This is a genomic window from Streptomyces sp. ISL-87 (genome assembly GCF_018614095.1).
Classification (GTDB): domain Bacteria; phylum Actinomycetota; class Actinomycetes; order Streptomycetales; family Streptomycetaceae; genus Streptomyces.
In genome coordinates this window covers 32,520-55,606 of record NZ_JAGGOY010000022.1, presented here as the reverse complement: position 1 = coordinate 55,606, position 23,087 = coordinate 32,520, and the positions used below count along the sequence as shown (strand labels likewise).

At 70.5% G+C, this 23,087-nt stretch carries 23 protein-coding genes, 5 tRNA genes and 1 pseudogene; 24 read left to right on the top strand and 5 right to left on the bottom strand.

All coding sequences use genetic code 11. The annotated features are described in order from the left end of the window. Positions 1 to 25 precede the first annotated feature (25 nt). The 8 genes from J7I97_RS08245 (at position 26) to J7I97_RS08210 (ending at position 3,732) form a co-directional block, all read left to right on the top strand. Positions 26 to 814: a fumarylacetoacetate hydrolase family protein gene (locus tag J7I97_RS08245; RefSeq protein ID WP_214932234.1), complete on the top strand. Its 789-nt coding sequence runs from the start codon at positions 26 to 28 to the stop codon at positions 812 to 814. Next, positions 807 to 2,282, top strand: a complete 1,476-nt coding sequence (gltX, locus tag J7I97_RS08240; protein WP_214932231.1) for a glutamate--tRNA ligase — start codon at positions 807 to 809, stop codon at positions 2,280 to 2,282. Before J7I97_RS08245 ends, gltX begins: the two co-directional genes overlap by 8 nt. Positions 2,283 to 2,417: 135 nt before the next feature. After that, positions 2,418 to 3,146, top strand: a complete 729-nt coding sequence (locus J7I97_RS08235) for an HAD family hydrolase (RefSeq protein ID WP_214932229.1) — start codon at positions 2,418 to 2,420, stop codon at positions 3,144 to 3,146. A gap of 86 nt (positions 3,147 to 3,232) precedes the next feature. Continuing rightward, a tRNA-Gln gene (locus J7I97_RS08230) sits at positions 3,233 to 3,304 on the top strand. Between the two features lie 27 nt (positions 3,305 to 3,331). Further along, positions 3,332 to 3,404 (top strand) — tRNA-Glu (locus tag J7I97_RS08225). Between the two features lie 64 nt (positions 3,405 to 3,468). Next, a tRNA-Glu gene (locus tag J7I97_RS08220) sits at positions 3,469 to 3,541 on the top strand. A 24-nt stretch (positions 3,542 to 3,565) separates the two neighbouring features. Continuing rightward, positions 3,566 to 3,637: transfer RNA gene (locus tag J7I97_RS08215), tRNA-Gln, on the top strand. A 22-nt stretch (positions 3,638 to 3,659) separates the two neighbouring features. Then, positions 3,660 to 3,732: transfer RNA gene (locus tag J7I97_RS08210), tRNA-Glu, on the top strand. A gap of 198 nt (positions 3,733 to 3,930) precedes the next feature. Here J7I97_RS08210 and ndgR read toward each other — a convergent pair. Further along, complete coding sequence (gene ndgR / locus J7I97_RS08205; protein WP_214932226.1) at positions 3,931 to 4,650, bottom strand: IclR family transcriptional regulator; 720 nt, start codon at positions 4,648 to 4,650, stop codon at positions 3,931 to 3,933. Between the two features lie 184 nt (positions 4,651 to 4,834). Between ndgR and leuC the strand changes: the two genes are divergently transcribed. The 4 genes from leuC (at position 4,835) to J7I97_RS08185 (ending at position 8,034) form a co-directional block, all read left to right on the top strand. Further along, a complete protein-coding gene (leuC, locus tag J7I97_RS08200) occupies positions 4,835 to 6,259 on the top strand; it encodes a 3-isopropylmalate dehydratase large subunit (protein ID WP_214932223.1) in 1,425 nt (474 codons plus the stop codon). Positions 6,260 to 6,262: 3 nt separating this feature from the next. Further along, a complete protein-coding gene (gene leuD, locus J7I97_RS08195) occupies positions 6,263 to 6,856 on the top strand; it encodes a 3-isopropylmalate dehydratase small subunit (protein ID WP_214932220.1) in 594 nt (197 codons plus the stop codon). A gap of 137 nt (positions 6,857 to 6,993) precedes the next feature. Continuing rightward, entirely contained in the window at positions 6,994 to 7,221 is a 228-nt protein-coding gene (locus tag J7I97_RS08190; RefSeq protein WP_214932217.1) for a hypothetical protein, read from the top strand. A 144-nt stretch (positions 7,222 to 7,365) separates the two neighbouring features. Beyond that, complete coding sequence (locus tag J7I97_RS08185; protein ID WP_214932214.1) at positions 7,366 to 8,034, top strand: HU family DNA-binding protein; 669 nt, start codon at positions 7,366 to 7,368, stop codon at positions 8,032 to 8,034. Between the two features lie 363 nt (positions 8,035 to 8,397). Here the strand turns inward: J7I97_RS08185 and cofC are convergent. Beyond that, positions 8,398 to 9,048, bottom strand: a pseudogene (cofC, locus tag J7I97_RS08180) (2-phospho-L-lactate guanylyltransferase); the annotation flags it as partial. Between the two features lie 184 nt (positions 9,049 to 9,232). Here cofC and J7I97_RS08175 point away from each other — a divergent pair. From J7I97_RS08175 to J7I97_RS08165, 3 genes are read left to right on the top strand one after another with little or no spacing between them, the layout of a single operon-like run. Further along, on the top strand, positions 9,233 to 9,985 hold the full coding sequence (locus tag J7I97_RS08175; RefSeq protein WP_214932211.1) for a 1-acyl-sn-glycerol-3-phosphate acyltransferase: 753 nt from the start codon (positions 9,233 to 9,235) through the stop codon (positions 9,983 to 9,985). Further along, positions 9,982 to 10,992, top strand: a complete 1,011-nt coding sequence (locus J7I97_RS08170; RefSeq protein ID WP_214932209.1) for an NAD(P)H-dependent glycerol-3-phosphate dehydrogenase — start codon at positions 9,982 to 9,984, stop codon at positions 10,990 to 10,992. Before J7I97_RS08175 ends, J7I97_RS08170 begins: the two co-directional genes overlap by 4 nt. A 39-nt stretch (positions 10,993 to 11,031) precedes the next feature. Beyond that, entirely contained in the window at positions 11,032 to 12,189 is a 1,158-nt protein-coding gene (locus J7I97_RS08165) for a D-alanine--D-alanine ligase family protein (protein WP_214932207.1), read from the top strand. Between the two features lie 119 nt (positions 12,190 to 12,308). On the opposite strand, the gene J7I97_RS08160 is transcribed toward J7I97_RS08165, so the two are convergent. Together J7I97_RS08160 and J7I97_RS08155 are read right to left on the bottom strand one after the other, a co-directional pair. Further along, positions 12,309 to 12,764, bottom strand: coding sequence for a DUF3515 domain-containing protein (locus J7I97_RS08160; RefSeq protein ID WP_308369297.1), 456 nt, complete (start codon positions 12,762 to 12,764; stop codon positions 12,309 to 12,311). Positions 12,765 to 12,823: 59 nt separating this feature from the next. Continuing rightward, positions 12,824 to 13,057 carry an Lrp/AsnC family transcriptional regulator gene (locus tag J7I97_RS08155; RefSeq protein WP_030028650.1) on the bottom strand — a complete coding sequence of 78 codons (234 nt, stop codon included), beginning with the start codon at positions 13,055 to 13,057 and terminating at the stop codon, positions 12,824 to 12,826. Between the two features lie 245 nt (positions 13,058 to 13,302). Between J7I97_RS08155 and J7I97_RS08150 the strand changes: the two genes are divergently transcribed. Together J7I97_RS08150 and thiD are read left to right on the top strand one after the other, a co-directional pair. Beyond that, positions 13,303 to 14,286: a thiamine-phosphate kinase gene (locus J7I97_RS08150; RefSeq protein ID WP_214932201.1), complete on the top strand. Its 984-nt coding sequence runs from the start codon at positions 13,303 to 13,305 to the stop codon at positions 14,284 to 14,286. Then, a complete protein-coding gene (thiD, locus tag J7I97_RS08145; protein WP_214932199.1) occupies positions 14,283 to 15,086 on the top strand; it encodes a bifunctional hydroxymethylpyrimidine kinase/phosphomethylpyrimidine kinase in 804 nt (267 codons plus the stop codon). The genes J7I97_RS08150 and thiD overlap by 4 nt, the downstream gene beginning before the upstream one ends. A gap of 149 nt (positions 15,087 to 15,235) precedes the next feature. Here the strand turns inward: thiD and rpmB are convergent, their stop codons facing one another. Continuing rightward, a complete protein-coding gene (gene rpmB / locus J7I97_RS08140; protein ID WP_048475950.1) occupies positions 15,236 to 15,421 on the bottom strand; it encodes a 50S ribosomal protein L28 in 186 nt (61 codons plus the stop codon). A 242-nt stretch (positions 15,422 to 15,663) separates the two neighbouring features. On the opposite strand from rpmB, the gene J7I97_RS08135 reads away from it, so the two are divergent. The 7 genes from J7I97_RS08135 (at position 15,664) to rpmF (ending at position 23,085) form a co-directional block, all read left to right on the top strand. Next, a complete protein-coding gene (locus J7I97_RS08135; protein WP_214932197.1) occupies positions 15,664 to 17,346 on the top strand; it encodes a DAK2 domain-containing protein in 1,683 nt (560 codons plus the stop codon). A gap of 245 nt (positions 17,347 to 17,591) precedes the next feature. After that, positions 17,592 to 19,790: an ATP-dependent DNA helicase RecG gene (gene recG, locus J7I97_RS08130; protein WP_214932194.1), complete on the top strand. Its 2,199-nt coding sequence runs from the start codon at positions 17,592 to 17,594 to the stop codon at positions 19,788 to 19,790. An 83-nt stretch (positions 19,791 to 19,873) separates the two neighbouring features. Continuing rightward, complete coding sequence (gene rsmD / locus J7I97_RS08125; protein WP_214932191.1) at positions 19,874 to 20,452, top strand: 16S rRNA (guanine(966)-N(2))-methyltransferase RsmD; 579 nt, start codon at positions 19,874 to 19,876, stop codon at positions 20,450 to 20,452. Between the two features lie 29 nt (positions 20,453 to 20,481). Next, complete coding sequence (gene coaD, locus J7I97_RS08120; RefSeq protein ID WP_214932356.1) at positions 20,482 to 20,961, top strand: pantetheine-phosphate adenylyltransferase; 480 nt, start codon at positions 20,482 to 20,484, stop codon at positions 20,959 to 20,961. A gap of 103 nt (positions 20,962 to 21,064) precedes the next feature. Beyond that, a complete protein-coding gene (locus J7I97_RS08115) occupies positions 21,065 to 22,129 on the top strand; it encodes a DivIVA domain-containing protein (protein WP_214932188.1) in 1,065 nt (354 codons plus the stop codon). Positions 22,130 to 22,252: 123 nt separating this feature from the next. After that, entirely contained in the window at positions 22,253 to 22,909 is a 657-nt protein-coding gene (locus J7I97_RS08110) for a DUF177 domain-containing protein (RefSeq protein WP_214932185.1), read from the top strand. A 2-nt stretch (positions 22,910 to 22,911) separates the two neighbouring features. Next, on the top strand, positions 22,912 to 23,085 hold the full coding sequence (gene rpmF, locus J7I97_RS08105) for a 50S ribosomal protein L32 (protein WP_003965982.1): 174 nt from the start codon (positions 22,912 to 22,914) through the stop codon (positions 23,083 to 23,085). Positions 23,086 to 23,087: the final 2 nt, after the last annotated feature.

The window sequence follows — 23,087 nt, the reverse complement described above, 5'->3', positions numbered from 1 at the left end:
AAATACAGAGGGGCAGACGCAACACGTGCGCATCGCCAGGTTCTCGATCGACGGCAATGTCGCGTTCGGCGCGGTCGAGGGCAGCACTGCCCCCGGCGCCGAAGGTGAGCTCGTCCTCGACATCATCAAGGGCATCCCGTTCGCGGACTTCGAGCTCTCCGGCACGAAGGTCCCGCTGAGCAAGGTCCGGCTGCTGCCGCCCGTGCTCCCGAACAAGATCGTGGCCATCGGCCGCAACTACGCGGAGCACGCGGCGGAGCTGGGCAACGAGGTCCCCGAGGCGCCCATCACCTTCTTCAAGCCCTCCACCTCGGTGGTCGGCCCGGGCGACCCGATCACGTACCCCTCCTTCTCCCAGGACCTCCACCACGAGGCGGAGCTCGCCGTGGTCATCGGCCGCATGTGCCGCGAGGTCCCGCGCGAGCGCGTCAAGGACGTCATCCTCGGCTACACCTGCGCCAACGACGTCACCGCGCGCGACGTCCAGCAGCGCGAGAAGCAGTGGGCCCGCGCCAAGGGCTTCGACAGCGCCTGCCCCCTCGGCCCCTGGATCGAAACCGACCTCGACCCGAGCGACCTGACCATCCAGTGCACCGTCAACGGCGAACAGCGCCAGCTCGGCCGCACCAGTGACATGGTCCGCTCCATCGAGGACCTGATCGTCCACATCACCGAGGCCATGACGCTCCTCCCGGGCGACGTCATCCTCACGGGGACCCCGGCCGGAGTCGGCCCCCTCAACGTCGGCGACGAGGTCGCCGTCACCATCGAAGGCATCGGCACTCTCACCAACAAGGTGATCAAGCGTGGCTAACGCGAACGTCCGCGTACGTTTCTGTCCCTCCCCGACCGGCAACCCCCACGTGGGCCTGGTCCGGACCGCCCTCTTCAACTGGGCGTTCGCCCGCCACCACGGCGGTACGTTCGTCTTCCGCATCGAGGACACCGACGCGGCCCGCGACTCCGAGGAGTCGTACAACCAGCTGCTCGACTCGCTGCGCTGGCTCGGTTTCACCTGGGACGAGGGCCCCGAGGTGGGCGGCCCGCACGCCCCGTACCGCCAGTCCGAGCGCATGGACATCTACGCCGACGTCGCCCAGCGGCTCCGTGACGGCGGATACGCGTACGACTGCTACTGCACCACCGAGGAGCTGGACGCGCGCCGCGCCGCCGCCCGCGCCGCCGGCAAGCCCTCCGGCTACGACGGCCACTGTCGCGAGCTGACCCAGGTGCAGCTGGAGGCCTTCCAAGGCGAGCACCGCTCCTCGATCGTCCGCTTCCGGATGCCCGAAGAGCCGATCACCTTCACCGACCTGGTGCGCGGCGAGCTGACCTTCACCCCGGAGAACGTGCCGGACTTCGGCATCCTGCGGGCCAACGGCGCGCCGCTCTACACGCTGGTCAACCCGGTCGACGACGCGCTGATGCAGATCACGCACGTGCTGCGCGGCGAGGACCTGCTGTCCTCCACCCCGCGCCAGATCGCGCTGTACAAGGCGCTGATGGAGCTCGGCATCGCCACGGGCGTCCCGGAGTTCGGCCACCTGCCGTACGTCATGGGCGAGGGCAACAAGAAGCTCTCCAAGCGCGACCCGGAGTCCTCGCTCAACCTGTACCGCGAGCGCGGCTTCCTGCCCGAGGGCCTGCTGAACTACCTCTCCCTCCTCGGCTGGTCCTTCTCCCACGAACAGGACATCTTCTCGATCGAGGAGATGGTGGCGAAGTTCGACATCCCGGACGTGAACGCCAACCCGGCGCGCTTCGACATCAAGAAGGCCGAGTCGATCAACGCCGACCACATCCGCCTGCTGGACCCGAAGGCCTTCGCGGACGCCTGCACCCCGTGGCTGCGGGCCCCGCACGCCAACTGGGAGCCCGAGGACTTCGACGCCGAAGCCTGGGCGGCCATCGCGCCGTACGCCCAGACCCGCGTGACCGTGCTGTCGGACATCACGGCCAACGTCGACTTCCTGTTCCGCAAGGAGCCCGTCGAGGACCAGGCTTCGTGGGACAAGGCGATGAAGGGCGAGCCCGCGGCTCTCCTGACGACGGCGCGGGAGAACCTCTCGGCCGCGGACTGGAACGACCCGGAGTCCCTCAAGCAGGCCGTCCTGACCGCCGGCGAGGCCCACGGCCTCAAGCTCGGCAAGGCCCAGGCCCCGGTCCGCGTGGCCGTCACCGGACGCACGATCGGCCTGCCGCTCTTCGAGTCCCTCCAGATCCTGGGCAAGGAGCGCTCCCTGGCCCGCATCGACGCGGCCCTGGCGAAGCTCGCCGCGTAAGCACCACCGTCACGTCCCGCAGGGGGCGGCAGCCGATGTCCCGGTTGCCGCCCCCTGCGGGGTTTTCACCGGCATCCGTACGTCGAGATCGGCAAACCCTGGAGGCGCCGCCCGCAGGTGTCGTAGTCTCGGCGTATGCCGATCCGCGCAGTGCTGTGGGACATCGACGACACCCTGTTCGACTACACCGGGGCCGACCGGGCCGGGCTCGCGCGGCATCTCGCGGACGAGGGGCTGGCGGAGCGGTACGGGACCGCCGTCGAGGCGCTCGCGCTGTGGCGCCGGTTCACCGACCGGAACTGGGCGCGCTTCAGCGCCGGCGAGGTCACCTTCCAGGGCCAGCGACGGGACCGGGTGCGGGACTTCCTGGAGGCGCCCGGGCTGAGCGACGCCGAGGCCGACGACTGGTTCGGCCGGTACGTCGTGTGCTACCAGGCCGCCTGGGCCGTGTTCCCCGACGTGGTGCCCGTACTGGACGCCCTCGCGGCCGGGTTCCGGCACGGCGTGCTGTCCAACTCCTCCGTCGCCAACCAGGACCCCAAGCTGCGCCACCTCGGGCTGCGCGAGCGCTTCGAGGTGCTGGTCTGCGCCGCCGAGCTGGGGGTCAGCAAGCCCCAGGCCGCCGCCTTCCTCGCCGCGTGCGAGGCGCTCGGGCTGCCCCCGGGCGAGGTGGCGTACGTGGGGGACCAGCCGGAGATCGACGCGCGCGGGTCCCGGGACGCCGGGCTCACGGCGGTCTGGCTCGACCGGGACGGAGGGGGCGGGCCGGCTCCGGCCGGAGTACACCGGATCGCGGGTCTTGACCAGCTCCCGGGGCTGCTGGCAGCAGATACCCGTTTTGGAGCACGGTCAGGCATCCGGTAATGTTCTTTCTGCGCCGCCGGAGCGGGCCGAAAGGCCGGACACGGGGGCGCTAACCAAACAAAGTCCCCCAGGGGCTTGCGTTTTGGTGGGCTATAGTGTAATTGGCAACACGAGGGTTTCTGGTTCCCTTATTCTAGGTTCGAGTCCTGGTAGCCCAGCGCAGTGCAGAAGTAACGCAGTGCTTTGCCCCCGTTGTGTAGCGGCCTAGCACGCCGCCCTCTCAAGGCGGTAGCGCCGGTTCGAATCCGGTCGGGGGTACAGATCCTTCCCGCAAGATCTCCATTTGGGTAGCTCCCGGACGTCTTGATGCAGGATCGCTAGGGCCCCCGTTGTGTAGCGGCCTAGCACGCCGCCCTCTCAAGGCGGTAGCGCCGGTTCGAATCCGGTCGGGGGTACTGTGTCTAGCTGGTCTAGACCTTTGGGCTATAGTGTAATTGGCAACACGAGGGTTTCTGGTTCCCTTATTCTAGGTTCGAGTCCTGGTAGCCCAGCGTAGTACCGCAGTAACAGCTAGCCCCCGTTGTGTAGCGGCCTAGCACGCCGCCCTCTCAAGGCGGTAGCGCCGGTTCGAATCCGGTCGGGGGTACGCACAGAAGAGGCCTTTCGCGATCATCGCGGAAGGCCTCTTCGCTTTGCCCGTTCAGCTTTGCCCGTTCAGCTCGCCCGGTCATCCGCGACGGCCGGGCGGAGAAGTAAGTGCGGGCCCGGAGGCGCGTGTTAGGACGTGTGCGGCGTCGTACGCGCCCCCGGGCCCGGGGGGTGTGTGAGTGGAAAGCTGTGCAGGTCAGCCGCCGGAGCGGCGCAGTGCCTCCGTCAGACGGGCGGCCGCGTCGATGACGGCCTGGGCGTGCATCCGCCCCGGGTGCCGGGTCAGGCGCTCGATCGGGCCGGAGACCGATACGGAGGCCACCACCCGGTTCGACGGCCCGCGCACCGGCGCCGAGACGGAGGCCACGCCGGGCTCCCGCTCGCCGATCGACTGCGCCCAGCCGCGCCGGCGTACGCCCGACAGGGCCGTCGCCGTGAAGCGCGCGCCCTGCAAGCCGCGGTGGAGCCGCTCGGGCTCCTCCCAGGCCATCAGGATCTGCGCCGCCGAGCCGGCCTTCATCGGGAGCGTGGAGCCCACCGGGACGGTGTCCCGCAGGCCCGACAGCCGCTCGGCGGCCGCCACGCAGATGCGCATGTCGCCCTGACGCCGGTAGAGCTGCGCGCTCTCGCCCGTCACGTCACGGAGGTGCGTGAGCACCGGTCCGGCCGTGGCCAGCAGGCGGTCCTCGCCGGCCGCGGCGGCAAGCTCTGCCAGCCGCGGACCGAGGATGAACCGGCCCTGCATGTCCCTCGCCACCATCCGGTGGTGTTCCAGTGCCACGGCAAGGCGATGTGCCGTGGGTCGTGCGAGCCCTGTCGCCGCGACCAGCCCGGCGAGGGTGGCCGGACCGGACTCCAGTGCGCTCAATACCAGAGCTGCCTTGTCGAGAACGCCGACGCCGCTAGAGTTGTCCATGAAACGATATTCGCGTCTCACAGTGTGAAACGCAAGTTCAATTTTTCCAAGAACCAGCGAGTCTGTATGTGCGGGTCCACGAACCACTGGGTCCGAGCCGTCGTCCGGGACGTGGGGTACGGGCGGTACGGCGCACAAGATCTCTAATAAGCGCCGGCACAACCGGCCGGCCGGAGGGAAAGCGATGGGTAGGACACTCGCGGAGAAGGTCTGGGACGACCATGTCGTCCGGCGCGCCGAGGGCGAGCCCGACCTCCTCTTCATCGATCTGCACCTGCTGCACGAGGTGACCAGCCCCCAGGCCTTCGAGGGCCTGCGGCAGGCCGGCCGCAAGGTCCGTCGCCTGGACCTCACCATCGCGACCGAGGACCACAACACCCCCACCATCGACATCGACAAGCCGATCGCGGACCCGGTCTCCCGGGCCCAGCTGGAGACGCTGCGCAAGAACTGCGCCGAGTTCGGCGTACGCCTGCACTCGCTGGGCGACGTCGAGCAGGGTGTCGTCCACGTGGTGGGACCGCAGCTGGGCCTGACCCAGCCGGGCACCACCGTGGTCTGCGGTGACTCGCACACCTCCACGCACGGCGCATTCGGCGCGCTGGCCTTCGGCATCGGCACCAGCCAGGTCGAGCACGTGCTGGCCACCCAGACGCTGCCGCTGGCCCGCCCCAAGACCATGGCGATCACGGTCACCGGCGAGCTGGCCGAGGGTGTCACCGCCAAGGACCTGATCCTGGCGATCATCGCCAAGATCGGCACCGGGGGCGGCCAGGGCTACATCCTGGAATACCGCGGCGGGGCCATCGAGAAGCTGTCGATGGAAGCCCGCATGACCATCTGCAACATGTCGATCGAGGCCGGCGCCCGCGCGGGCATGATCGCCCCCGACCAGACCACCTTCGACTACCTGGAGGGCCGCGACCACGCCCCCCGGGGCGAGGACTGGGACGCGGCGGTCGCGTACTGGAAGACGCTGCGCACCGACGACGACGCGGTCTTCGACGCCGAGGTCGTCATCGACGGCGCCTCGCTGTCCCCGTTCGTCACCTGGGGCACCAACCCAGGTCAGGGCGTGCCGCTGTCGGCCAACGTCCCCGACCCGGCTTCGTACGAGGACGCTTCGGAGCGCTTCGCCGCCGAAAAGGCCCTGGAATACATGGGGTTGACGGCCGGGCAGCCGCTGCGCGACATCAAGGTCGACACGGTCTTCGTAGGTTCGTGCACCAACGGCCGTATCGAGGACCTGCGCGCCGTCGCCGGCATCATCGAGGGCCGCAAAGTCGCCGACGGCGTACGGATGCTGGTCGTCCCGGGCTCGGTCCGCGTGGCCCTCCAGGCCGTGGAAGAGGGCCTGGACAAGGTCTTCAAGGAGGCCGGCGCCGAATGGCGGCACGCGGGCTGCTCGATGTGCCTGGGCATGAACCCCGACCAACTGGCGCCCGGTGAGCGCTCCGCGTCCACCTCCAACCGCAACTTCGAGGGCCGGCAGGGCAAGGGCGGACGCACCCACCTGGTCTCCCCGCAGGTGGCCGCCGCCACCGCGGTACTGGGCCACTTGGCCTCACCCGCCGACCTGTCCGACGCCACCGCCACCGCCGGAGTCTGAACCATGGAAGCCTTCACCACCCACACCGGCCGGGCCGTACCGCTGCGCCGCAGCAACGTCGACACCGACCAGATCATCCCGGCCCACTGGCTGAAGAAGATCACCCGCGACGGGTTCGAGGACGGGCTCTTCGAGGCCTGGCGCAAGGACCCGGAGTTCATCACGAACCGCCCGGAGCGCGCCGGCGCGACCGTGCTGGTCGCGGGCCCCGACTTCGGTACCGGTTCCTCGCGTGAGCACGCCGTCTGGGCCCTGCAGAACTTCGGCTTCAAGACGGTCATCTCCTCCCGCTTCGCCGACATCTTCCGCGGCAACTCGCTGAAGAACGGTCTGCTGACCGTCGTCCTGCCCCAGGAGACCGTCGACAAGCTGTGGGAGCTGACCGAGGCCGACCCCACCGCCGAGATCACGGTCGACCTGGTCGCCCGCCAGGTCCGAGCGGAAGGCGTCGAGGCGGAGTTCGAGCTCGACGACAACGCCCGCTGGCGTCTGCTGGAGGGCCTGGACGACATCTCACTCACCCTTCAGAACGAAGCTGACATCGCCACGTACGAAGGCGTCCGGCCCGGCTTCAAGCCGCGCACGATTCGGGTCTGATTCGGGCCTGATCAGCGCTTATTCACCCTCGGGTGATCACATCGGCAACACTGTGCCCCCCGCCCTCCGGCGGGGGGCACAGCCGTGTGTTGAGGCCCCGTGAGGCGACAACTCGCCCCAGATGGCACAATCTGTGCATGGAACGCGACAGTCAACTTGAGCTCTACGAACTCGTCGCGAACCGATTGAAAGAAGCACACACCAGGGTGCGCGCGCTGCAAGTCCCGGAGGGCGTAAGGATGGCGCTGTCCCGGAAGCTGTTGGTCGTCACGGCCGCGGCGAAGCATGATCTCGCCGATGCGGCAAGGCGCCTGGACAGGTTGATGAAGGACCTCGACGAGGGTCGATTCCCTGAAGGCGACTGATGCGAAGGAACTCCGTAACGACCTACAACGTTGCGGCACTAGGGTGATTAGCCCGTTTCGTGTTTGATTTGCGGTATATATCCGCCTAACGTGCGAAATAAGCTTGAACACATTCGTTCTGGCGAAGTCTCCGAAGGGGAAGACGTGAACAAGGCGCAGCTCGTAGAAGCGATTGCCGACAAGGTTGGCGGCCGCCAGCAGGCCGCGGACGCTGTCGACGCGGTACTGGACGCCATGGTCCGCGCGGTTGTCGCGGGGGACCGGGTCTCGGTCACGGGCTTCGGCTCGTTCGAGAAGGTGGACCGCCCGGCCCGTTACGCCCGCAACCCCCAGACGGGTGAGCGCGTCCGGGTCAAGAAGACCTCGGTTCCCCGCTTCCGCGCGGGCCAGGGCTTCAAGGACCTGGTCGCAGGCACCAAGAAGCTGCCCAAGGGCGGCGAGGTGTCGGTGAAGAAGGCGCCCAAGGGCAGCCTCACCGGCGGTGCTTCCGCGACGGTCAAGAAGGCCGCGGCCAAGAAGGCCACCACCGCCAAGAAGGCGGCGGCCAAGACCGCGGTCGCGAAGAAGACCACCGCCAAGAAGACCACCCCCACCGCGAAGAAGACGGTCGCCAAGACCGCCACCGCGAAGACCACGGCGGCCAAGAAGGCCACCACGGCCAAGAAGGCCGCGACCACGGCGAAGAAGACCACCGCCACGGCCAAGAAGACGGCTCCGGCGGCCAAGAAGGCCACCGCGAAGACCACGGCGCCGGCCAAGAAGGCGACGGCGCGCAAGACCACCGCGAAGAAGACCACGGCCCGCAAGAAGTAAGGCCACGAGTCACACACGCCGGGCCGGCTTCCCCCTGCTGGGGAAGCCGGCCCGCGGTGCTTTCTCCGGCTGTTCTCGCAGGTCAGCCGGGCAGGCCGGAAGGTCTGCCCAGAAGTCTGTTCAGAGGTCTGTTCAGAGGGCTGTTCAGGAGTCTGTTCAGAAGGTCTGCAGGGTGATCAGCGTGATCCGCAGGTCCGCGCCCTCGCCGTCCGTCTCGATCCGGACCCGCTGCCCGGGGCGCAGCAGCCGCAGGCCGCCCGCGTCGAACGCCGGTGCCTCGAAGGGCACCGGGGTGCCGTCGTCCAGCAGCACACTGCCGCTGCGGGTCTGGGAGTCGTACGTATACGCGGTCGCCTGCATACGGGCACTGTATCGGGCCGTGTGACGGCCGACGCCGAGTGTGAGTGCGGTCCGCAGATCCGCCCCCGTGTCCACGTCCCGGCGCACGCTGTCGACACCCGCCAGGGCCATTTCCACCGCCCCGGAGGCCGAATGCCGGGCCCGCGACGGCCCGCCGAACGAGGGGGCCAATTCCACGTCCGGAGCAGCGGAAAGCAGGGTCGTCCCGATTCCCGCCGCATCCGCCAGAAATGCCCGGGGAAATGCCGAAGCGGTTTCGAGCACGCGTAGCAATTCCGGTGGCCGCAAGGCCGGCAGATCCGCGTTCATCGCTGCCACCGCCGAACCCGGCCTTCCCGTGCGTATCTCCCGCTCCCCGTGGGCCAGCGCCGCGTTGAGCCCGGCGCCCGGGGCGTCCCGTACGATCCGCGCGCCGAGGCGGGCCAGTTCCGCCCCGGCCCGGGCGTCGTCCGTGACGACCACCACATCCGAGACCGCCGCGCAGGCCAGCGCCCCCGCCACGGTGTCCTGCGCGAACGCCAGGGCGAGCCCCGGACGGGACGCGCCCACGGCTGCCGCGAGACGGCTCTTGGCCACCGCCAGGGGCTTCAGCGGGACCACCAGACTCCAGACGGCGTTCGTGACGGACCCCTTCCCTCCGGTGCGCGCTCGCACATGCGTAGGCCATGGTCAGGCAATGGCCGGGTCATGCGTGTGCCCATTGTCGCCTCCGCCCGGGCAACCCTGGGGTCCGGTGCCTCGAGCGGGGCGTACGGTGTCCTCGACAGAGACCGGACCGGAGGCCACACTGCCGAAGGGGTGCCCAAGCCGCGCACCGGTCCTAGAGGAAGGTGTCCGAGTGTCCCGCCGCAGAATCGGCTTCTGGTACCGCCTGGCGGCGGTCATCGCGAAACCGCCGCTGGTAGTGCTCTTCAAGCGGGACTGGCGGGGAATGGAGCACATTCCGGCCGAGGGCGGTTTTATCACCGCCGTCAATCACAACTCGTATCTGGACCCGCTCTCCTACGCGCACTTCCAGTACAACACCGGCCGAGTGCCCCGATTGCTCGCGAAGGCCGGCCTCTTCAAGGTGCCTTTCGTCGGCATGATCCTTCGCGGGTCCGGGCAGATCCCCGTCTACCGGGAGACCACCAACGCCCTGGACGCATTCCGGGCCGCCGTGACCGCCATCGAGAGCGGCGAATGCGTGGCCTTTTACCCGGAAGGCACCCTCACCCGCGACCCCGACATGTGGCCGATGGCCGGCAAGACCGGCGCCGCCCGCGTCGCGCTGATCACCAGGGCGCCCGTCATTCCGGTGGCCCAGTGGGGCGCGAATCTCGCGATGCCGCCCTACGCCAAGGAGAACAAGGTCCGGCTGTTCCCGAGGAAAACCCTCCAGGTGCTCGCCGGACCGCCCGTGGACCTCTCCGCGTTCTACGACCGGGAACACACCCCGGACGTGCTCAAGGAGGCCACCGAGGTCATCATGGCGGCCATCACGGGGCTGCTGGAGGAACTGCGCGGCGAGACCGCTCCCGCGCAGACGTACGACCATCGCAATGCCAGGGCTCAGCAGCGGCGCAACGCCGCGGGGGAGGGCAAGAAGTGACACGTCCCGTCAAGGCGGCCGTCTACGGAACCGGCTCCTGGGGCACGGCCTTCGGCATGGTGCTCGCCGACGCCGGCTGCGAGGTGACCCTGTGGGGCCGCCGCCAGGAGCTGGTCGATGCCATCAACACCGGCCGGACCAACCCGGACTACTTCCCCGACGTCGAACTCCCCGCGAACATGCGGGCCACCACCGACGCGGCCGAGGCCGCACGGGGAGCCGACTTCGCGGTTCTCGCCATCCCCTCCCAGACCCTGCGCGGCAACCTCGCCGAATGGGCACCGCTGCTGCCCGCCGACGCCGTGCTGGTCTCCCTGATGAAGGGCATCGAACTCGGCACCGCCAAGCGGATGAGCGAGGTCATCGAGGAGGTGGCCAAGGTCCCCGCCGAGCGCGTGGCCGTGGTCACCGGCCCCAACCTGGCCCGCGAGATCGCCGCCCGCCAGCCCGCCGCCTCCGTGGTGGCCTGCGTGGACGAGGCCGTGGCGCAGCGCCTCCAGGCCGCCTGCCACACTCCGTACTTCCGCCCGTACACGAGCACCGACGTCATCGGCTGCGAACTCGGCGGCGCCGTCAAGAACGTCATCGGCCTCGCCGTCGGCATCGCGGACGGCATGGGCCTGGGCGACAACACCAAGGGCTCGCTCATCACCCGCGGCCTCGCCGAAGCGACCCGACTGGGCCTCGCGATGGGCGCCGACCCGCTCACCTTCTCCGGCCTCGCGGGCCTCGGCGACCTGGTCGCCACCTGCTCCTCGCCGCTCTCCCGGAACCACACCTTCGGCACCAATCTGGGCCGCGGGATGACCCTGGAGGAGACGATCGCGGTCACCAAGCAGACGGCCGAAGGGGTCAAGTCGTGCCAGTCGGTGGCCGATCTGGCCCGCCGCCACGGGGTGGACATGCCGATCACCGACACCGTCGTCGACATCGTCCACCACGGCAAGCCTCCGCTGGTCGCGCTCAAGGAACTGATGGCGCGCAGCGCCAAACCGGAACGGCGCTGACTCCTTTCCGGACGTCTGAGCGGGTACCCTCGTGGCGATATGAGCAGCGAGAACCTCCCCCAGACCCCTGAGCAGCAGGGCCGCAAGCCCCGCGTGGCCGTCGTGTTCGGCGGCCGCAGCTCGGAACACGCCATCTCGGTCGTCACGGCGGGCGCCGTGCTGCGCTCCATCGACCGGTCCAAGTACGAGGTGCTGCCCATCGGCATCACCACGGACGGCCGGTGGGCGCTGACCGCCGACGAGCCCTCCCGGATGGCCATCGCCGACCGGAAGCTCCCGAACGTCGCCGAGCTCGCCGAATCCGAGGACGGCGCCGTCGTGCTCTCCGTCGACCCGGCCAACCGCGAGGTCGTCTACACCGAGCCGGGCGCCGTCCCCAAGGCCCTGGGCGAGGTCGACGTCGTCTTCCCCGTGCTGCACGGTCCGTACGGCGAGGACGGCACCCTCCAGGGCCTCCTGGAGCTCAGCGGCATCCCGTACGTCGGTTCGGGCGTCCTCGCCTCGGCGGTCGGCCAGGACAAGGACTACATGAAGCGGGTGTTCACGTCCTTCGGGCTGAACGTCGGCCCGTACCTGACCGTCCGGCCCCGCGAGTGGGAAGCCGACCAGGACGCCGCCCGCGGCAAGATCCTGGACTTCGCCGCGGAGCACGGCTGGCCCCTGTTCATCAAGCCCGCCCGGGCCGGATCCTCCATCGGCATCACCAAGGTCGACGACGCCTCCGGCCTGGACGCCGCCGTCAAGGAGGCCCGGCGCCACGACCCGAAGATCATCGTGGAGGCGCTGCTGCGCGGCCGCGAGATCGAGTGCGGGGTGCTGGAGTTCGAGGACGGGCCGCGCGCGAGCGTGCCCGCCGAGATCCCGCCGGTCTCCAGCCACGACTTCTACGACTTCTCGGCGAAGTACATCGACTCCGCGTCCGGAATCGTGCCCGCGCCGCTCACCCCCGAGCAGACCGCCGAGGTGCAGCGGCTCGCGGTCGAGGCCTTCGACGCCGCGTCCTGCGAGGGCCTGGTGCGCGCCGACTTCTTCCTCACGGAAGACGGCACCTTCGTCATCAACGAGATCAACACGATGCCCGGTTTCACGCCGATCTCGATGTACCCGCGCATGTGGCAGGAGTCGGGCATCGAATACCCGGAGCTGGTGGACCGCCTGATCCAGGCCGCCCTGCGCCGCTCCACCGGCCTGCGCTAAGGGGTGTCCGGCCCTGACCCGCCGGACACCCCCAGCAGCCGTCCGCCGCCGCACACACCGACCGCCCGCCGGGAATCCCGGCGGGCGGTCGGTGTGGTGCGGTCGGTGCACGGCGGGGCTCAGTACGAGGAGATGCCCTGGGGCACGGTCTTGGCCACGACCGCGGACAGCCCGACCAGCATCCCCGCATCCGTGGCATGCTCCTTGTCGACCCGGACCTCCGTGTACGCCAGCCGCGCCCCGGTGGTGAACCGGAAACCGCCGTTGTCGAGCTTCTCCAGCAGCCAGCGGACACCGTTGACCTCGACGCCGTTCTGCGCCGGATCCACCATCTTGGGGGGCTTGGCGATACCGCACCGCAGTACGATCGCCGAGCCACCCCACGCGGCCGTCAGATCCGACTCGGGGTCGGTCCTGGTCCGCGCCAGACCGGCCACCGTCCCCGGGAGCTCCTTGTGCAGCGCTGCACAGAGCCCCGCGACGTCGGCGGGCGGTGTGGGCGGCGGATCCACCCGGGCATCGGAATCACCCGGGGTACAGCCCGGCAGGGCCAGCAAGGCGACCAGTACAGGCATGGCGGGCACACGCAGGGGCCGGCGGTGGAGGGACATCACCGGCCAAGAGTAGACGGGGGCTACAGATGGACCACCGGGCAGGTCAGGGTGCGGGTGATCCCCTCCACCTGCTGGACCTTGGCGACGACCATGCGGCCGAGCTCGTCCACGGTGTCGGCCTGGGCGCGCACGATCACGTCGTACGGACCCGTCACGTCCTCGGCCTGGATCACCCCCGGGATCTGGCCGATGGACTCGGCGACGAACGACGCCTTGCCCACCTCGGTCTGGATAAGGATGTACGCCTGTACCACGGAACCTCCAGGGCGGCCACGAGGATCATTTCCCCTAACCTTCGGGTGGGCCCTGAGACTGCGGGTGGGCCCGGGGAAGAAGGGACGCCACGGTACCGCGTCGCCGAGCCGCGCGGGGAGACCCGCGAGCCCGGCTCCACGCACAGCGGGGCGCACGGAGAGCAGAAGTTGACGTATCTGTTGACGGTACCCAGAGCTGTGACGGCTCGCGACCGCAAGCGGACTGGGCAAGAAGGGGCACAGCGATGAAGGGCACTGTGGGCGAGCTGGGGGAGTTCGGGCTCATTCGGGAGCTCACCTCACGGCTCACCACCACCCCGGCGGTCCGGCTCGGGCCGGGCGACGACGCCGCGGTGGTGTCGGCCCCCGACCGGCGGGTCGTGGCCAGCACGGACATCCTGCTGGAAGGCCGGCACTTCCGGCGCGACTGGTCCACGGCCTACGACGTCGGACGCAAGGCCGCCGCGCAGAACCTCGCCGACATCGCCGCCATGGGCGCGGTGCCGACCGCGCTCCTGCTCGGCCTCGTCGTCCCGGCCGAGCTGCCGGTCACCTGGCCCACCGAGCTGATGGACGGCATCCGGGACGAGTGCCAGGTCGCCGGCGCGGCCGTGGTCGGCGGAGACGTCGTCCGCGGGGACACCATCACCGTCGCGATCACCGCGCTCGGCGACCTGCGCAACCACGAGCCCGTGCTGCGCTCCGGCGCCCAGCCCGGCGACGTCGTGGCCGTCACGGGCTGGCTCGGCTGGTCCGCGGCCGGCTTCGCCGTGCTCTCGCGCGGCTTCCGCTCCCCCCGGGCCTTCGTCGAGGCGCACCGGCGCCCCGAGCCGCCGTACCACGCGGGCCCCGCGGCCGCCGGACTCGGCGCCACCGCCATGACCGACGTCAGCGACGGCCTGATCGCCGACCTCGGGCACATCGCCGAGGCCAGCAAGGTACGGATCGACCTGCGCTCGGCGTCCGTCGACATCCCGACGCAGATGCACGACATCGGCCAGGCCGTCGGCGTGGACCCGCTGCAGTGGGTGCTCACCGGGGGAGAGGACCACGCCATCGTGGCGACCTTCCCGCCCGACGTGAAGCTGCCGGCCCGCTGGAAGGTCATCGGAGAGGTCCTGAACCCCTCCGCGCAGCCCCAGGTGACCGTCGACGGCGCCCCCTGGCACAGCAGCGGGGGCTGGGACCACTTCGGCGCCGACCCGGCCGCCGACGAGACCCTGCGATGACCCCCGCCCCGCCGCTCTGCCTGACCGTCGCCGGATCCGACTCCGGCGGCGGCGCGGGCATCCAGGCGGACCTCAAGACGATGCTGGCGCTCGGCGTCCACGGGATGAGCGTGGTGACCGCTGTGACCGCGCAGAACTCGCTCGGGGTCAGCGGCATCTGGGAGCTGCCCGCCGACGCCGTCAGGGGCCAGTACCGGGCCGTGGCGGACGACATGGGCGTCCAGGCGGTGAAGACCGGGATGCTGGCCTCCGCCGCCCTCGTGGAGACGGTGGCCGAGCTGTTGGCCGGCACCCCGGCCCCGGCCGTCGTGGACCCCGTCGGTGTCTCCAAGCACGGGGACGCGCTTCTCGCGGCCTCGGCTCTGGAAGCCGTACGCAAGGAACTGCTGCCGCGGGCCACCGTGGCCACGCCGAATCTGGACGAGGTGGCGCAGCTCACGGGTGTGGTGGTGGAGACCGAGGACGACATGCGGCGGGCCGCCGACGCGGTCCTCGGACACGGGCCGCGCTGGGCGCTGATCAAGGGCGGGCACCTCGCCGCCCACGGGAACGAGGCCGTGGACCTGCTGACGGACGGCGCCGACGCGCACTGGCTCCGGGCGCCCCGGCACGACAACCGGCACACCCACGGCACGGGCTGCACCCTGGCCAGCGCGATCGCGGCGGGCCTGGCGAAGGGGCTGTCCGTTCCGGCCGCCGTCACGGAGGCCAAGGAGTACGTCACGGGCGCCATCGCGGCCGGCTTCGCGCTGGGCGCAGGCATCGGGCCGGTGGACCACGCGTGGCGGTTCCGCGCCTAGCGCCTAGCGTCTAGCGCCCAGAACCGAAAAAGCCGGCCCAGTGACTGTCACTGGGCCGGCTTTTCCGGTTCGGCAAAGCAAGAGGCCGGTCCACCGAGGTGGACCGGCCTTCTCAGCAACCGGAAAGAGCTGCGCTACGACGGGTGGCGTCAGCGCGAGACCTTGCCGGCCTTGATGCACGAGGTGCAGACGTTGAGGCGCTTCGGCGTCCCACTGACCACGGCACGGACGCGCTGGATGTTCGGGTTCCAGCGACGCGAGGTGCGGCGGTGCGAGTGGGAGATGTTGTTGCCGAAGCTCGGCCCCTTGGCGCAAACGTCGCAGTTGGCAGCCACAGGTCACTCCAAAGACTTCAGATGCACTTACAGTGAAATCCGGCGCACCGGAATCAGGGATCTGAAGTGGTTTGCCGGGGGAATGGCCCGACTCTCATCGGGCAACCGGAGCAGCATACAACGACTGCGTCGGTCCAAGAAAACTACCACGGCCTCCACCGGCCCCGCCCCGGGGGCCTCGGGCTGGAGCCGTGCTTCGTTACCCTGCGGTGAACCCTGGCCCGCACAAGGAGGAACGCTCGGTGCCGCACCCGCCTCAGCCGCACACCCTCGACGCCGAAGCGGTGCGCACCTGGAGCTCGCTGGCCCTCGCCGCACTGGGCCGGGCCCGCGAGGACATCGACGCGATCAACGTCTACCCGGTCGCGGACGCCGACACCGGCACCAACCTCTACCTGACCGCCGAATCGGCCGACCGCGCGCTGGAGGCGGCCTTCGGGAGCGCCGCCGCGGGCGTCGCCCACGACGCGACCCCGGGCGTGACGGACTCCACAGCAGGGGCCGTCTCCCTGGCCCAGGCGGTACGGGCCTACGCGCACGGCGCACTCATAGGCGCCCGGGGGAACTCCGGGACGATCCTCGCGCAGCTGCTGCGCGGAGTGGCCGACGTACTGGGAACCGAGCCCGAGGGGCGTGCGCCGGGCGTGCTGCTGGCGCAGGCCCTGACCCGGGCCGCGGAGTCCGCCTACCAGGCGGTCGCCCACCCGGTGGAGGGCACCATGCTCACCGTCGCTGCCGCTGCCGCGCGGGCCGGTGAAGCCGCGCAGGCCGCCGCCGGGACCGCCGCGGACGTGGCCCGGGCCGCCTACGACGGGGCCCGCGAAGCCCTGGCCGAGACCCCGGGACAACTGGCCGCGCTGGGCCGCGCCGGGGTGGTCGACGCCGGGGGCTGCGGGCTGGTCGCCGTACTCGGGGCCCTGTGGCAGGCGCTGTCCGGGCAGGAGCCCGCCGCCGAGCCGGTGCGCGGGCGGGCGGTGCCCGTGCCGCAGCCGGCCGAGCCGTGCGCGCAGGAGCAGGGCGGGCCCGCGTACGAGGTGATCTACCTGCTGGAGGCCTCCGACGCGGCGGTCGGGGCACTGCGCACGCGGCTCGACGGACTCGGTGACTCCCTGGTGGTGGTCGGCGGCGAAGGGCTGTGGAACGTCCACGTCCACGTCGACGATCCCGGTGCGGCGGTGGAGGCCGGGGTGGTCGCCGGGCGGCCGTACCGGATCCGCATCACGCACTTCGGCGACGAGCGGCGCCGGGCCCGGGTCGAGCGCGCCCAGCGGGCGGTGGTGGCCGTGGTCCCCGGCGAGGGGCTGGCCGGGCTCTGCGCGGAGGCCGGCGCGACCACCGTGCTGGCCCGCCCCGGGGAGGCGCCGGCCGTCGCGGAGCTGGTCGACGCCATCCGGCGCGCACACGCCCGCGAGGTGGTGCTGCTGCCGAACGACGCCGACTGGCGCGCGGCCGCCGGCGCCGCCGCCGAGCAGGCCCGTGCCGACGGCGTACGGATGGCCGTGATCCCCACCCGCTCGGCGGTCCAGGGCCTGGCCGCGCTCGCCGTGCACGACCCGGACGCCAGCTTCGACGAGGACGTGGTCGCCATGACCGCCGCGGCCGGCGCCACCCGCTACGCGGAACTGGCCGTCGCCGAACGGCAGTCCTTCACCTCCGCCGGCATCTGCCAGGCCGGGGACGTGCTCGGGCTCATCGACGGCGACGTAGCGGTCATCGGCGCGGGCCTGCCGGAGACCGCCGAGGCGGTCCTGGAGCGGATGCTCGGCTCCGGCGGCGAACTCGTCACCCTGATCCTGGGACCGGAGGTCCCGGACGCCCTCGCCGAGCGCCTGGAGGCGTACGTACAGCACGGGCACCTGGCCGTGGACACCGTCACCTACAGGGGCGGGCGCTGGTCCGCGCCACTGCTCATCGGGGTGGAATAAGGGCCCGGCCGGAGAAGAGTCTCCGGCCGGCGTCCTGCGGTCCTGCTCTCACACCATCGGTCATCCCGCAGTCAGCGCCATGGTGTGCAGTGACTCCTCCGCCCCGAAGGGCGGCTTCTCACCCGGCTCCAAAGAAGCCTGGTGACGGCCAAGCCCTGACCGCCGCCCGAAGACAGAGCTCGATCGTAGTGCGCCGATGCGTGTCTTCGCCGTCTCTTGGCCGGTCTTCACCCGCAGGGGGGAAGATGGGCCACGTGCCCGCCCTCGACGAAGACCTCAAGAAGACGCTCGGCCCCGCCACCGCCAAGGTGCTGGCCGAGCAGCTCGGCCTGCACACGGCCCTGGATCTGCTCCACCACTACCCCCGGCGGTACGCGGAGCGCGGCGAGCTGACCTCCCTCGCGGAGCTCGCGGACCAGATCGACGAGCACGTGACGGTCGTCGCGCAGGTCGCCGACGCGCGACTCCTGACCTACCAGGGCAGCCGCGGCGGCGGCAAGCGCCTCGAAGTCACCATCACGGACGGCAGCGGCCGCCTCCATCTGGTGTTCTTCGGCGCGGGCGTCCACAAACCGCACAAGGACCTGCTGCCGGGCAGCCGCGCGATGTTCGCCGGCAAGGTCTCGATGTTCAACCGCAAGCTCCAGCTGGCCCACCCCGCGTACGAGCCGCTGGGCGCGGAGGCCGGGGAGTCCGACGCGGCGGCCGCCTTCGCCAACCAGCTGATCCCGATCTACCCGGCCTGCAAGCAGTTGGAGTCCTGGAAGATCGCGAAGTGCGTGGACGCGGTACTGCCCAGCGTCCAGGAGGCCGTGGACCCGCTGCCGCCCGCGCTGCGCGAGGGACGCGGGCTGGTCCCGCTCACCGAGGCCCTGCTGAAGATCCACCGCCCGGTCACCAAGGCCGACATCGAGGACGCCCGCCAGCGCCTGAAGTGGGACGAGGCCTTCGTCCTCCAGGTCGCCCTGGCCCGCCGCCGGCACGCCGACTCCCAGCTCCCGGCCGTCCCCCGCCGCCCCACGCCCGGCGGACTGCTCGACTCCTTCGACGCCAAGCTGCCCTTCACCCTCACCGAGGGCCAGCAGTCCGTCTCGAAGGAGATCTTCGACGATCTGGCCACCGACCACCCCATGCACCGCCTCCTCCAGGGCGAGGTCGGCAGCGGCAAGACCATGGTCGCCCTGCGGGCGATGCTCGCCGTCGTGGACTGCGGGGGGCAGGCCGCGATGCTCGCGCCCACCGAGGTGCTCGCGCAGCAGCACCACCGGTCCATCACCGAGATGATGGGCGAGCTGGCCGAGGGAGGCATGCTCGGCGGCTCCGACCAGGGCACCAAGGTGGTGCTGCTCACCGGCTCGATGGGGATGCCGGCGCGGCGGCAGGCGCTGCTCGACCTGGTCACCGGCGAGGCCGGGATCGTGATCGGCACCCACGCGCTCATCGAGGACAAGGTGCAGTTCCACGACCTCGGCCTGGTCGTGGTCGACGAACAGCACCGGTTCGGCGTGGAACAGCGCGACGCCCTGCGCTCCAAGGGGAAGCAGCCCCCGCACCTGCTGGTCATGACCGCGACCCCGATTCCGCGGACCGTCGCCATGACCGTCTTCGGCGACCTGGAGACCTCCGTCCTGGACCAGCTGCCGGCCGGGCGCTCCCCGATCGCCACCCATGTGGTGCCCGCCAAGGACAAGCCGCACTTCCTGACCCGTGCCTGGGAGCGGGTCCGCGAGGAGGTCGAGAACGGGCACCAGGCGTATGTGGTGTGCCCGCGCATCGGAGACGGGGACGAGGAACCGAAGAAGAAGTCCGCCGAGGACGAGAGCGAGAAGCGGCCGCCGCTCGCCGTCCTGGAGATCGCCGAACAGCTCACGCGCGGCCCCCTCGCCGGACTGTCGGTCGAGGTGCTGCACGGGCGGATGGACCCCGCCGACAAGGACGACGTCATGCGGCGCTTCGCCGCCGGCGAGGTCAAGGTGCTCGTCGCCACCACCGTGATCGAGGTCGGGGTGAACGTGCCGAACTCCACGGTCATGGTGATCATGGACGCCGACCGGTTCGGCGTCTCCCAGCTCCACCAGCTGCGCGGCCGCGTCGGCCGCGGGTCCGCACCCGGCCTGTGCCTGCTGGTCAGCGAGATGCACGAGGCCAGCCCCGCCAGGGCCCGGCTCGCGGCCGTCGCCGCCACCCTGGACGGCTTCGAACTCTCCCGCATCGACCTGGAGCAGCGCCGTGAGGGAGACGTGCTGGGCCAGGCCCAGTCGGGCGTCCGCTCCTCGCTGCGCATGCTCGCGGTCATCGATGACGAGGAGGTCATCGCCCAGGCCCGGGAGGAGGCCACCCGCGTGGTCGCCGAGGACCCGGAGCTGGAGCGGCTGCCCGGCCTCAAGGTCGCGCTGGAGGCCCTGCTGGACACCGAGCGCGAGCAGTACCTGGAGAAGGGCTGACCTGCGAGGGGGGCGACCGGGCGGGCACGGCCTATCGTGGAGTCGGCGTACCCCCCCGTCTCCCGCACACCGAAGGACCCCAGATGACCCGCGTGATCGCCGGCAGCGCCGGCGGGCGACGGCTGGCCGTGCCACCCGGCACCGGCACCCGCCCGACCTCGGACCGGATGCGCGAAGGCCTCTTCTCCACCTGGGAGTCGCTGCACGGCGTCGAAGGGGCGCGTGTGCTCGACCTGTACGGCGGCTCCGGCGCGGTCGGCCTGGAGGCCCTCTCGCGCGGTGCGGCCCACGCCCTGCTCGTCGAGTCCGAGGCGAAGGCCGCCAAGGCCATCCGGGACAACATCAAGACGCTGGGCCTGCCCGGCGCCGAGTTCCGGTCCGGCAAGGCCGAGCAGATCGTGGCCGTCCCCGCACACGGGGAGCCGTACGACATCGTGTTCCTGGACCCGCCGTACGCCGTCGACCACGACGATCTTGGCGAGATCCTCCTCACACTCCGGTCCAATGGCTGGCTCACCGGCGATGCGCTCGTCACCGTGGAACGCAGCACGAGGAGCGGCGCGTTCCCGTGGCCCGACGGCTTCGAGCCGCTGCGGTCCCGTAAGTACGGCGAGGGCACCCTTTGGTACGGTCGCGCCGCCTTCACCAGCGAAGGTTCATGATGTCCGCACCGGAGAGCGAGGGACTGAAGTTGCGCCGCGCCGTCTGTCCGGGGTCGTTCGACCCCATCACCAACGGACACCTCGACATCATCGGCCGGGCCTCCAGGCTCTACGACGTCGTCCACGTCGCCGTGATGATCAACCAGTCCAAGCAGGGGCTGTTCACCGTCGAGGAGCGGATCGAGCTGATCCGCGAGGCGACCGCCGACTACGGCAACGTCGAGGTCGAGTCCTTCCACGGGCTGCTCGTCGACTTCTGCAAGCAGCGGGACATCCCGGCCATCGTCAAGGGCCTGCGCGCTGTCAGCGACTTCGACTACGAGCTCCAGATGGCCCAGATGAACATGGGGCTGTCGGGCGTCGAAACGCTGTTCGTGCCGACCAACCCCACCTACAGCTTCCTGTCGTCCTCGCTGGTCAAGGAGGTCGCGGCGTGGGGTGGCGATGTCGCCCACCTGCTGCCCGCGCACGTACACACGGCGCTGATGGAACGACTGCGGAACAAGTGACGGCCTGACGGGTCGTCAGGCAGTGTCGGGTGTCCACCCGGTGGCCTTACAGTCGTCCCGTCCGTCTCAGGAACCGCCCGAGGCCGAGAGAGTGCGAGCCCCCATGGACGTGCAGAAGAAGCTCGACGAGATCGTCGCGGCCGTCGGCGGCGCCCGGTCCATGCCCATGTCCGCTTCCTGCGTGATCAACCGCGCGGAGCTCCTCGCCCAGCTCGAAGAGGTACGCCAGGCCCTGCCCGGCTCGCTCGCACAGGCTCAGGAGCTCATCGGGGGCCGGGAGCAGATGGTCGAGGAGGCCCGCCGGGAGGCGGAGCGGATCATCGAGTCGGCGCACGCCCAGCGCGGCTCGCTGATCTCCGACACCGAGGTCGCGCGGCGGTCCCAGAACGAGGCGGACCGGATCCTGGCGGACGCCCGCCGGGAGGCCGAGGAGATCCGCGCCGAGGCCGACGACTACGTCGACAGCAAGCTCGCGAACTTCGAGGTCGTCCTCAGCAAGACCATCGGGTCGGTGGACCGCGGCCGCGAGAAGCTGCTGGGCCGCGGCCCGGGCCTGGACGAGCAGGGCTACGGGGACCCCGACGACATCGAGGCGCCCGAGCGCAGCCAAGATCCGCAGACGCAGCGGCAGCAGGCGGACGCGTACGTGGACACCAAGCTGGCGACCTTCGAGGCGGTGCTCTCCGCGACCCTGGAGGCCGTCGGCCGCGGCCGCCAGAAGCTGCTGGGCCGGGTGCCCACGGACGACCTCGGCGCGCACATGGCCGCCCAGGACGCGGCGGGCGTGAACCAGTCCCGCCAGTCGAGCGACGCGGACTTCCTGGCGGGCCTGGCGGAGCCGGAAGCCCCCGTGGCCCCCGCGGCCCCGGTGATCCCGGCGCAGGTCCAGTCGGAGCCGGTCTACGACACCTACGCCTACCAGCAACCCCAGCAGCAGGACGCGTACTCCTACCAGGACCCGTACGGCTACCAGCAGCAGGCCGTCCAGCAGCCGGACCCGTACGCCATGCCCTACGAGCAGCAGCCCGACCCCTACGCGGCCTACCAGCAGCAGCCGGTCGCCCACCACCCCCAGGGGCAGCAGCAGCCCGCGCTCGACGAGACCAGCTTCTTCGACACGAGCATGATCAATCTGGACCAGCTGCGCCAGTACGAGCAGGGGCGCTAGGCCCGGATTGGGCGCTGAGCGCGCCGCCGGGTATCCTGGCTCTTCGGTCGCGCGTATGCACCGCGATCCATGCTGCCCTAGCGCGGCAGAAACTTTGATCTTCAGCGATCTGTGAAAGCAGGAATGGCCCTGAATACCCGCCTCGACCACCGCAACCCCCTCGTGTTCGACACGCACGAGCTGGGTCGGCGTCCTGGTGCCATGCAGCGGCTGTCCCGTGAGATCGCGGCACCGGCGGACCTCGGTCTCGCCGGCGTCATCGGAGTGCCGGAAGGCGCCCCGCTGAAGCTCAACCTCCGCATGGAGTCGGTCATGGAAGGGGTGCTTGTCACAGGCACCGTCCGTGGAACGGCCGCGGGGGAGTGCGTAAGGTGTCTGGAGGCCGTCGAGCGCGAGCTCAAGGCGGACTTCCAGGAGATGTTCTCGTACCCTGACGCCGACGACCGGGGCCGCTCGCAAGCGGAGCCGGCCGACGACGCCGAGGACGACGAGGACACGCTTCACCTTGAGGACGGCTTGTTCGACCTCGAACCCGTGCTGCGCGACGTGGTGGTGCTCGCACTGCCGCTGCAGCCGGTGTGCCGGGAGGACTGTCTCGGACTGTGCCCCGATTGCGGGCTCAGCCTGAACGACGACCCGGACCACCACCATGACGCCGTCGACATCCGTTGGGCGGCACTGCAGGGACTCGTCGTGACCGATCAGGACGACGAGAAGGACAACATGAGCGGCACTGCGTCTGACGGAGTTCAGAGCGCCGCCGAGAAGCAGGAGAAGTAGCCGTGGCTGTTCCGAAGCGGAAGATGTCGCGCAGCAACACGCGCCACCGCCGGTCGCAGTGGAAGGCTGCGGTCCCCACCCTGGTTTCGTGCGAGCGTTGCCAGGAGCCGAAGCTCCAGCACATTGCGTGCCCGAGCTGCGGCACCTACAACAAGCGCCAGGTTCTCGAGGTCTGAGC

What these genes read in the sequence shown, in the direction of transcription:
- J7I97_RS08235 (WP_214932229.1), top strand. Translation starts at nt 2,418, where the DNA reads ATGCCGATCCGCGCAGTGCTGTGGGACATCGACGACACCCTGTTCGAC.
- ndgR (WP_214932226.1), bottom strand. Translation starts at nt 4,650, where the DNA reads ATGGACAACTCTAGCGGCGTCGGCGTTCTCGACAAGGCAGCTCTGGTA.
- leuC (WP_214932223.1), top strand. Translation starts at nt 4,835, where the DNA reads ATGGGTAGGACACTCGCGGAGAAGGTCTGGGACGACCATGTCGTCCGG.
- leuD (WP_214932220.1), top strand. Translation starts at nt 6,263, where the DNA reads ATGGAAGCCTTCACCACCCACACCGGCCGGGCCGTACCGCTGCGCCGC.
- J7I97_RS08190 (WP_214932217.1), top strand. Translation starts at nt 6,994, where the DNA reads ATGGAACGCGACAGTCAACTTGAGCTCTACGAACTCGTCGCGAACCGA.
- J7I97_RS08165 (WP_214932207.1), top strand. Translation starts at nt 11,032, where the DNA reads ATGAGCAGCGAGAACCTCCCCCAGACCCCTGAGCAGCAGGGCCGCAAG.
- J7I97_RS08160 (WP_308369297.1), bottom strand. Translation starts at nt 12,764, where the DNA reads ATGCCTGTACTGGTCGCCTTGCTGGCCCTGCCGGGCTGTACCCCGGGT.
- J7I97_RS08150 (WP_214932201.1), top strand. Translation starts at nt 13,303, where the DNA reads ATGAAGGGCACTGTGGGCGAGCTGGGGGAGTTCGGGCTCATTCGGGAG.
- thiD (WP_214932199.1), top strand. Translation starts at nt 14,283, where the DNA reads ATGACCCCCGCCCCGCCGCTCTGCCTGACCGTCGCCGGATCCGACTCC.
- recG (WP_214932194.1), top strand. Translation starts at nt 17,592, where the DNA reads ATGGGCCACGTGCCCGCCCTCGACGAAGACCTCAAGAAGACGCTCGGC.
- rsmD (WP_214932191.1), top strand. Translation starts at nt 19,874, where the DNA reads ATGACCCGCGTGATCGCCGGCAGCGCCGGCGGGCGACGGCTGGCCGTG.
- J7I97_RS08115 (WP_214932188.1), top strand. Translation starts at nt 21,065, where the DNA reads ATGGACGTGCAGAAGAAGCTCGACGAGATCGTCGCGGCCGTCGGCGGC.
- J7I97_RS08110 (WP_214932185.1), top strand. Translation starts at nt 22,253, where the DNA reads ATGGCCCTGAATACCCGCCTCGACCACCGCAACCCCCTCGTGTTCGAC.